The organism is Stenotrophomonas sp. GD03777 (assembly GCF_029842485.1).
In the GTDB taxonomy this organism is placed as follows: Bacteria; Pseudomonadota; Gammaproteobacteria; order Xanthomonadales; family Xanthomonadaceae; genus Stenotrophomonas; species Stenotrophomonas sepilia.
The window spans coordinates 1-8,286 of sequence record NZ_JAOCGL010000139.1; the positions used below are offsets into that span (position 1 = coordinate 1).

At 66.1% G+C, this 8,286-nt stretch carries 10 protein-coding genes; 3 read left to right on the forward strand and 7 right to left on the reverse strand.

The features are described from left to right. The 5 genes from fghA to N5E02_RS19090 form a co-directional block, all read right to left on the reverse strand. A partial coding sequence (gene fghA / locus N5E02_RS19070) for an S-formylglutathione hydrolase (RefSeq protein ID WP_279946613.1) occupies nucleotides 1-807 on the reverse strand: 807 nt, incomplete at its 3' end. Between the two features lie 22 nt (nucleotides 808-829). After that, complete coding sequence (locus tag N5E02_RS19075; RefSeq protein ID WP_005419244.1) at nucleotides 830-1,174, reverse strand: YqcC family protein; 345 nt, start codon at nucleotides 1,172-1,174, stop codon at nucleotides 830-832. A gap of 8 nt (nucleotides 1,175-1,182) precedes the next feature. After that, nucleotides 1,183-2,292 (reverse strand): S-(hydroxymethyl)glutathione dehydrogenase/class III alcohol dehydrogenase, encoded by a 1,110-nt coding sequence (locus tag N5E02_RS19080; RefSeq protein WP_053500575.1) that lies wholly within the window; start codon nucleotides 2,290-2,292, stop codon nucleotides 1,183-1,185. Between the two features lie 58 nt (nucleotides 2,293-2,350). After that, nucleotides 2,351-2,626: a formaldehyde-responsive transcriptional repressor FrmR gene (gene frmR, locus N5E02_RS19085; protein WP_005411009.1), complete on the reverse strand. Its 276-nt coding sequence runs from the start codon at nucleotides 2,624-2,626 to the stop codon at nucleotides 2,351-2,353. Between the two features lie 70 nt (nucleotides 2,627-2,696). After that, nucleotides 2,697-3,602, reverse strand: coding sequence for a LysR family transcriptional regulator (locus N5E02_RS19090; RefSeq protein WP_053500579.1), 906 nt, complete (start codon nucleotides 3,600-3,602; stop codon nucleotides 2,697-2,699). Between the two features lie 129 nt (nucleotides 3,603-3,731). On the opposite strand from N5E02_RS19090, the gene N5E02_RS19095 reads away from it, so the two are divergent. Continuing rightward, on the forward strand, nucleotides 3,732-4,835 hold the full coding sequence (locus tag N5E02_RS19095) for an alkene reductase (RefSeq protein ID WP_279946614.1): 1,104 nt from the start codon (nucleotides 3,732-3,734) through the stop codon (nucleotides 4,833-4,835). 49 nt (nucleotides 4,836-4,884) lie between these two features. Here N5E02_RS19095 and N5E02_RS19100 read toward each other — a convergent pair whose 3' ends face one another. After that, entirely contained in the window at nucleotides 4,885-5,562 is a 678-nt protein-coding gene (locus tag N5E02_RS19100) for an SMI1/KNR4 family protein (RefSeq protein WP_065185380.1), read from the reverse strand. Nucleotides 5,563-5,676: 114 nt separating this feature from the next. On the opposite strand from N5E02_RS19100, the gene N5E02_RS19105 reads away from it, so the two are divergent. After that, nucleotides 5,677-6,093 (forward strand): VOC family protein, encoded by a 417-nt coding sequence (locus N5E02_RS19105; RefSeq protein ID WP_134970498.1) that lies wholly within the window; start codon nucleotides 5,677-5,679, stop codon nucleotides 6,091-6,093. A gap of 126 nt (nucleotides 6,094-6,219) precedes the next feature. On the opposite strand, the gene N5E02_RS19110 is transcribed toward N5E02_RS19105, so the two are convergent. Further along, nucleotides 6,220-7,104, reverse strand: coding sequence for a LysR family transcriptional regulator (locus tag N5E02_RS19110; protein WP_065185382.1), 885 nt, complete (start codon nucleotides 7,102-7,104; stop codon nucleotides 6,220-6,222). Nucleotides 7,105-7,211: 107 nt separating this feature from the next. On the opposite strand from N5E02_RS19110, the gene N5E02_RS19115 reads away from it, so the two are divergent. Further along, entirely contained in the window at nucleotides 7,212-8,270 is a 1,059-nt protein-coding gene (locus N5E02_RS19115) for an NAD(P)-dependent alcohol dehydrogenase (RefSeq protein ID WP_061479602.1), read from the forward strand. Nucleotides 8,271-8,286: the final 16 nt, after the last annotated feature.

An 8,286-nucleotide genomic window follows, 5' to 3' on the forward strand; every position in this document is an offset into this window, starting at 1 on the left:
GTGGGCGACGTGCTCGCCGATGAAGCTGGCGATGAAATAGTAGCTGTGGTCGTAGCCCGGCTGCAGGCGCAGGGTCAGCGGATGGCCGGCTGCGGCGCAGGCCTCCTGCAGGCGCTGCGGCTGCAGCTGGGTCTGCAGGAACTCGTCCGCCTCGCCCTGGTCGACCAGCAACGGCAGGCGCTCGCTGGCCGTCGCCAGCAACGCACACGCGTCCCACTGCGCCCAGTCGGCTGGGTTGTCGCCCAGATAAGCCGTGAACGCCTTCTGCCCCCACGGTACGTGGCTGGGCGCGACGATCGGCGAGAACGCCGACACACTGCGGTAGCGCCCCGGGTTGCGCAGCGCGATCACCAGCGCACCATGGCCACCCATCGAGTGGCCGCTGATGCCACGCGCGCCGGTGACCGGGAAGTTCGCCTCGATCAGCGCCGGCAGTTCCTGCGCCACATAGTCATGCATGCGGTAGTGCTTCGCCCACGGTGCACGGGTGGCGTTGAGGTAGAACCCCGCCCCCTTGCCCAGGTCATAGCCCTCGGCATCGGCCACGTCATCACCGCGCGGGCTGGTATCCGGCGCGACGATGATTACGCTGTGCTCGGCTGCATAGCGCTGCGCACCGGCCTTGGTGATGAAATTCTGCTCGGTGCAGGTCAGCCCGCTCAGCCAATACAGCACCGGCAGCTTCTGCGTTTCCGCCTGCGGCGGCAGGTACACGGCGAACTGCATGTCGCAGCCCAGCGTGGTCGAACGATGGCGGTAAACATCCTGCCAACCGCCGAAACAGGCGCGGTGTTCAATACGTTCCATGGAACTCTCCTGCGTGCCGGCGTCAGCCGTCACGTGTGTTGATCAACTCATCCAGCTGCGACAGCAGGCGCAGCAGCGGTTCGACACCAGGCTGGCCGTCCAGGTTGCGGTACGCTGCGACCGCCACGTCACTGCGCGGTGGCCATTGGCCATCGGCGCGGGCTTCGTGCAGGCGCGGCAGGAACACCTGCGCCAGCCAGTGCTCGAACGGCATTTCATCAATGCCGAAGGGTGAGTCCACTGCGCGCGGCGGACCCACGACGCCTTCGACCCAACCCAGCACGCGCAACGCCTGCTCGATCGGATCAACCAGGGCCGCGCGCGGATCTTCCGCACGCGGCCTGCGCAAGGCATCGAACCAGCCCACGCTGCGGCTCAGTAATGGACCACCGAACGGATCGACTTGCCTTCATGCATCAGGTCAAAGGCATCGTTGATCTTGTCCAGGCCCATGGTGTGGGTGACGAACGGGGCCAGTTCGATGTCGCCCTTCATCGCGTCCTCGACCATGCCCGGCAGCTGGCTGCGGCCCTTCACGCCACCGAAGGCAGTGCCCATCCACTTGCGGCCGGTCACCAGCTGGAACGGGCGGGTGGAGATCTCCTGCCCGGCACCGGCCACGCCGATCACCACGCTCTGGCCCCAGCCACGGTGCGCGCATTCCAGCGCCGCACGCATCACGTTGACGTTGCCGATGCACTCGAAGCTGTGGTCCACACCCCAGGTGGTCATTTCAACGATGACCTGCTGGATCGGCTTGTCGAAATCCTTCGGGTTGATGCAGTCGGTGGCACCGAACTCGCGCGCCAGCTCAAACTTGGACGGGTTGGTGTCCACCGCGATGATGCGGCCGGCCTTGGCCTGGCGCGCACCCTGGATCACCGCCAGGCCGATGCCACCCAGGCCGAACACCGCCACGCTGTCGCCTTCCTGCACCTTGGCGGTGTTGTGCACCGCGCCGATGCCGGTGGTGACACCGCAGCCGAGCAGGCAGACGTGTTCCGGGTTGGCGTCCGGATTGATCTTCGCCAGCGAGACTTCGGCCACAACGGTGTATTCGCTGAAGGTCGAGCAGCCCATGTAGTGATACAGCGGCTCGCCGTTGTAGCTGAAGCGGCTGGTGCCGTCGGGCATCACCCCCTTGCCCTGGGTGGCACGCACCGATACGCACAGGTTGGTCTTGCCGCTCTTGCAGAACAGGCACTCGCCGCACTCGGCGGTATACAGCGGAATCACGTGGTCGCCCGGCTTGACGCTGGTCACGCCCTCGCCCACTTCCACCACGATGCCGGCGCCTTCATGGCCCAGCACCACCGGGAACAGGCCTTCCGGGTCATCGCCGGACAGGGTGAACGCATCGGTGTGGCAGACACCGGTATGGGTGATTTTCACCAGCACTTCGCCCTTCTTCGGCGGGGCGACGTCGATCTCGACGATCTGCAGCGGCTGGCCGGGACCAAAGGCGACGGCGGCACGGGACTTCATGATGGCTTCTCCAGGGACAGGCAATGACAGGATGGGCGGCGCCATGTTGCGCCGTCGTTTATTTCAGGTACGAGCGGATCAACGCGCTCATGTCGCGCACGCGTTCGGCGCGTTGCTCGTCGGAGGCAGCGGGCTGGCCGAATTCCTCGCGCAGATGGGCCTCCATCACCTCGGACATCAGGCCGTTGACCGCGCCACGGATGGCGGCGATCTGCTGCAGCACCGGCCCGCAGTCGGCGCCGGCTTCCAGCGCGCGGTCAAGCGCATCGCACTGGCCGCGGATGCGGCGCACGCGGGCCAGGACCTTCTTCTTCTCTTCGGGGGAGTGCGGCATGGCGAACCACCCAGGAACTATACTGGGGGATAGTATACAAGCAGCCAGCAGGAACTCAATCGTGGCCAGCTCAATCGAACAATCCCTCACCCGCCAACCGCGCCAGCTCATCCACCACGTAGCGCACCTTCGGCCGCAGGTGGCGGGTCGGTGGCCACAGCGCATGGATGTCGATATGCCGCTGCATGTGCGCATCCAGCACCGATTGCAGCGCGCCGGATTCCAGATGACGGCGCACCAGTGAAACGGGCATCTGGCAGATGCCCAGCCCAGCGATGGCCGCATCGATCACCGCGTCACCATCGTTGAGCTGGTAGGTCGCATTCGGGATGAACGTTCCCTCGGCATCATCCCTGCCGATCCGCCACGCCACCGGCTGGCCGTGGCGGAAACCAACGATGCTGCGGTGCTGCGACAGTTCCTCCACGCTGCCCGGCACGCCATGCGCCCGCAGGTACTCCGGCGATGCGCAGGTGACCAGTCGTTGGCGACCCAGCCGGCGCGCGACCAGATGTTCGGCCTGGTGCAATCCGCCGAAGCGGATCAGCAGGTCGATGCCCTCTTCGACCGGATCGACGAAGTGATCGGTGAAGGTCATCGTCAGTTGCAGGTCCGGGTATTGCCGGCACAGGCGCAGCAGCACCGGCAGCACCACCAGGCGCCCGAACGAGGATGGCATGTCGATGCGCAGCCGTCCGCTGGGCAGGCCGGCCGACCCCAGGCAGGCCTCGGCGGCGGAGATTTCTTCCAGCGCCGCCGCACACGATGCGTAGTACGCTTCGCCGTCGGTGGTCAGCGCGATGCGCCGCGTGGTGCGGTGGAACAGGCGCACGCCCAGCCGCGCTTCCAGCCGGGCGATGGCCTTGCCCACCGCCGAGCGCGAGATGCCCAGCGCGTCGGCAGCCTCGGTGAAGCTGCCTGAGCGGGCCGTGGTAACGAACGTGACCAGGCCATTCAATGATTCCAGCGGCAGCATCTATCGCGCTCCATTGGGGACAAATCGTCCCGCATCTAGGGAGATCGAAGCGCTTTATGCGCCTGCATGTCAACTCCATCCTGTGTGCATCGCGCCGCTGGCGCCTCCCCCCGCACCGAGATGACCGACATGACCGCCGCCCTGTTCCGCCCCTTCGATCTGGCAGGCACCGCCCTGCGCAACCGCATCGTGATGGCCCCGATGACCCGTGCCCGCAACCCCGGCGCGGTGGCCAATGAACTCACCGCGCAGTACTACCGGCAGCGCGCCAGCGCCGGCCTGATCATCAGTGAAGGCACCCCGGTCTCGCCGCAGGGCCAGGGTTACATCGACGTGCCGGGTATCTGGTCGGCCGAGCAGGTCGCCGGGTGGAAGCTCGTCACCGAGGCGGTGCATGCCGCACAGGGCACGATCTTCGCCCAGCTCTGGCACGTCGGCCGCATGTCGCATTCCTCGCTGCAGCCCGACGGTGGCCAACCGGTAAGCGCCGGTACCCGGCCGGTCGCCAGTGCACCGAAGAACACTTCGTTCGTCTATCTGGACGACGGCAGCCGCGGCCACGCCGATCCCACCCCGGCACGTGCGCTGGCCACCGAAGAGATCCCCGGCATCGTCGACGACTTCGCGCGCGGCGCCGACAACGCCATCGCCGCCGGTTTCGATGGCATCGAACTGCATGCCGCCAACGGCTACCTGTTCGAACAGTTCCTCAACCCGCTCATCAACCAGCGCGATGATCGCTACGGCGGTTCGCTGTCCAATCGTGCGCGCTTGATCCTGGAGACCGTCGATGCGATGGCCCAGCGCATCGGTGCGCAGCGCGTCGGCGTGCGCCTGGCGCCGAACAACCTCACCTTCGACATGCCGTTCTACCCCGACAACGAGGCCACCTACCTGTACCTGGCCGAGGAACTGGGCAAGCGCGGCCTGGCCTATGTGCATCTCAACGACAACCTGCAGGCGGGCCAGTCGGTACTGGGCGAGGTGTTCCTGCGGCAGTTCAAGCAGGCCTACGGCGGCACCGTCATCCTGGCAGGTGGCATGACCCGCGAACGCGCCCTGCAGCTGGTCGAAGCGGGCACCATCGACCTGGCCGCGTTCGGCCAGCCGTTCATCGCCAACCCGGATCTGGTCGAACGCCTGCAGCGCAACATCGCGTTGGCCACGCCCGACCGCAGCACCTATTACGGTGGCGGCGAAGCAGGCTACCTCGATTACCCGGCCGCAGGCTGATCCCGCACGGGATCGGATCCCCACCACAGGTGGGGCTCCGACCCTTGGCTCAAACTTCCTCGCGCACGTAAGCGAACGACTCGTCCAACCGCTCGAAGCCGATCACATCAGCGACGATGGCCTGTGCGTCGTCTTCGCTGATGTTTCCTTCTTCAATATCGTCAACGCGGGCGAACAACCGCTGCAACGCCGCGAACTGGTCGCCGCGCAGGAACGACTGGTGGCTCTGCAGCCAGCGCTGCAGATTGCCGGCCAGCTCGCCATGCGACAGCAGCGTATACGGCGCTTGGTAGTCGGCAACGGCTTCGACCATCTTGCGGAACAGGAAATCCTGGTAGTTGGCGGCCAGCACATCGGCACGATCATCGTCATGCCACACCAGCACGACGGGCGGCTCGGCAGAATCGGGCGCGTTGCTCCAGAAGCAGTAGCTGTCGCCGCCGCCGGTCCGCGCGAACGGCAGCAGCTGCAGGTCGGGACGCAGGGGATTGTAGTGGTCCTCGGCGGTCAGCTCCTGCCACGCTTCGAGCAGCTCATCGTGTTCCAGCGGTTCGTATTCCTGGGCGTACAACAGCACCGGTGGATCCGCCTGCAGCGTCGGGAACACCACCTCGGACCAATCCGGATGCGAACTGCCCCAGCTCAACCGGCCTGCTACCTGCAACTGCTTGAACAAAGGGGGGAAGGCCTGCCCGGTGGCCTGTTCGATGTCAGAGAGTGCGCTCATGGAAGTCCTTGTCGATAGAGGTCGCCCAGCTTGCCCGAATCCTCGCAGGAGATGAACCGGCAGCAACAGGTGGCGGGACTAGACTGCAACCACCGGATGCAGGAAATCACTGCCATGAACGCCACTGCCCGCAACTTCATCATCAACATCGACGTGCCCGACCTGGCCGCCGCCGAAACGTTCTACCTGGCCGCGTTTGGATTGCGCATCGGTCGTCGGCTCGGCCCCGGCGCGGTGGAACTGCTCGGTGGGCCAACACCGCTCTATCTGCTGCAGAACGAGGCTGGCAGCGCCGCCACCGAAGACGGCGACGTGCGTGACTACGAGCGCCACTGGACCCCGCTGCACCTGGACTGGGTGGTGGAGGACATCGACGCCGCGTTGATGCGTGCGGTCGCGGCCGGGGCGATGCTCGAGCAACCGGTGCGCGAGCGCCGCTGGGGCCGTATCGCCGTGCTGGCCGATCCGTTCGGGCACGGCTTCTGCCTGATCCAGTTCAGTGGCGAAGGCTACGACGCGCTGGTCGAATGAATTGCTGGCTGCGTCGCGGGCGCCAATCCACGCATGGCGCGGATCTACTGATCCGCTTCAAGCAACGCGTGGAGGCTGTCGTTCGGCAGTAGATCCACGCCATGCGTGGATACGCACCACCGCACGTCACTCCCGCAGCATGTCGACGAACGCGCGCAGCGCTCCGGGCATCTGCCGCTGCTTCGGGTAGTACAGCGCGAACCCGGCGAACGGCTCGCTCCAGTCTTCCAGTACCGCCACCATCTGCCTCGATTCGATATACGGCCGCGCGGTGTCTTCCAGCACGTAGGCCAGGCCGATGCCATCAAGCACTGCACCGACCACGGTGCCCTGCTCGCTCAACGTCAGCCGGCCCGGCACGTCGATCTCCAGCGCTTGCCCGCTACGCTCGAACTGCCATTTGTACAGATGCCCGCTGGCAAAGCGGAAGCGGATGCATTCATGCGCGGCCAGGTCGCGCGGATGCTGCGGCGCCGGATGTCGCCGCAGGTAATCCGGCGAGCCAACGATCAGCCCACGCAGAGGCGGCCCCATCGGCACCGCCACCATGTCCTCGGGCACGAATTCGTGCAGGCGCACGCCCGCGTCGTAGCCCTCGGCGACGATATCGACCAGCCCATCATTTTCGGTCAGCTCGACGCGTACATCGGGGTGAGCGTGCAGGAAGCGCGCAAGCCGAGGCCGCAGCTGGGTCGCCACCGCCGCCCGGGTGGCGTTGATGCGCAGCAGGCCGGCCGGGGCGGCACGGAAGTGGTTCATTTCTTCCAGCGCGTCATGCACCTGCCCCAGCGCCGGCTGAAGGCGCTCCAGCAGGCGCTGCCCGGCCTCGGTCAGGGCCACGCTGCGCGTGGTGCGGTGGAACAGGCCCACGCCCAGTCGTTCTTCCAGCGCGCGGATCGCATAGCTCACCGCCGAGGTCGACAGCGCCAGCTCGGCGCCGGCGCGGCGGAAGCTGCGGTGGCGGGCAACCGCCGCGAACGCGGCCAGGTGGGAAAGGTTGTCAGTGGCCATGATTGTGCAGTTTCACTTGATGAATCATGCCGATATCCACGCTTCTTGCCATTGGGAACGCGGCGTATTGTAAAGCGCCTTTCGATAAACCCTGCCAAGGATTCCCCATGTCCCTCGCCCGTGGTTACGCCGCCCATTCCCATACCGCTCCGCTGGTCCCCTATGAGTTCGAACGCCGTGCGGTCGGTCCCGACGATGTGCGCATCGAGATCCTCTACAGCGGCATCTGCCACTCCGACCTGCACCAGGCCCGCGATGACTGGGGTGGCTCGATCTACCCGATGGTGCCGGGCCACGAGATCATCGGCCGCGTCACCGAGGTCGGCAGCAACGTTACCCGCTTCAAGGTCGGCGACCACGCCGGCGTGGGTTGCATGGTCGACTCCTGCCGCCACTGCGACGCCTGCCAGCACGACCTGGAGCAGTACTGTGCCGAGGGCGCGACCTGGACCTACAACGGCCGTGAACGCGAAAGCGGCGCACCGACCTACGGCGGCTATTCCGACCACGTGGTGGTAGAGCAGCGCTTCGTGGTGAAGGTCTCCGATACCCTCGACCTGAAGGCGGCCGCACCGCTGCTGTGCGCCGGGATTACCACGTGGTCGCCGCTGCGCCATTGGAAGGTCGGCCCGGGCCAGAAGGTCGGCGTGATCGGCCTCGGCGGCCTCGGCCACATGGGCGTGAAGTTCGCCAAGGCACTCGGCGCGCACGTGGTGATGATCACCACCACCCCGGAAAAGGGCGCCGATGCCAAGCGCCTGGGCGCCGATGAGGTGCTGGTCTCGCGCGATGCGGCGCAGATGAAGGCGCACGCCGGCAGCTTCGACTTCCTGCTCAATACCATCCCGGTCAGCCATGACACCAATCCGTACATGGGCCTGCTCAAGCGCGAAGCCACCATGTGCCTGGTGGGCGTGCTGACCGAACTGGACCCGCCGCTGACCGGCGGCAGCGTGATCTTCGGCCGCAAGCACCTGACCGGCTCGGCGATCGGTGGCATGGCCGAAACCCAGGAAATGATGGACTTCTGCGCCGAGCACGGCATCGTCAGCGACGTCGAGATGATCGACATCAGGAACGTCAACGAAGCCTGGGAGCGCATGGCGAAGAACGATGTGCGCTACCGCTTCGTGATCGACATGGCGACGTTGAAGAACGCCGCCTGAACCAGGACGGATCTGG

Coding starts and splice junctions, on each gene's coding strand:
- N5E02_RS19080 (WP_053500575.1), bottom strand. CDS start 2,292: ATGAAGTCCCGTGCCGCCGTCGCCTTTGGTCCCGGCCAGCCGCTGCAG.
- frmR (WP_005411009.1), bottom strand. CDS start 2,626: ATGCCGCACTCCCCCGAAGAGAAGAAGAAGGTCCTGGCCCGCGTGCGC.
- N5E02_RS19090 (WP_053500579.1), bottom strand. CDS start 3,602: ATGCTGCCGCTGGAATCATTGAATGGCCTGGTCACGTTCGTTACCACG.
- N5E02_RS19095 (WP_279946614.1), top strand. CDS start 3,732: ATGACCGCCGCCCTGTTCCGCCCCTTCGATCTGGCAGGCACCGCCCTG.
- N5E02_RS19100 (WP_065185380.1), bottom strand. CDS start 5,562: ATGAGCGCACTCTCTGACATCGAACAGGCCACCGGGCAGGCCTTCCCC.
- N5E02_RS19105 (WP_134970498.1), top strand. CDS start 5,677: ATGAACGCCACTGCCCGCAACTTCATCATCAACATCGACGTGCCCGAC.
- N5E02_RS19110 (WP_065185382.1), bottom strand. CDS start 7,104: ATGGCCACTGACAACCTTTCCCACCTGGCCGCGTTCGCGGCGGTTGCC.
- N5E02_RS19115 (WP_061479602.1), top strand. CDS start 7,212: ATGTCCCTCGCCCGTGGTTACGCCGCCCATTCCCATACCGCTCCGCTG.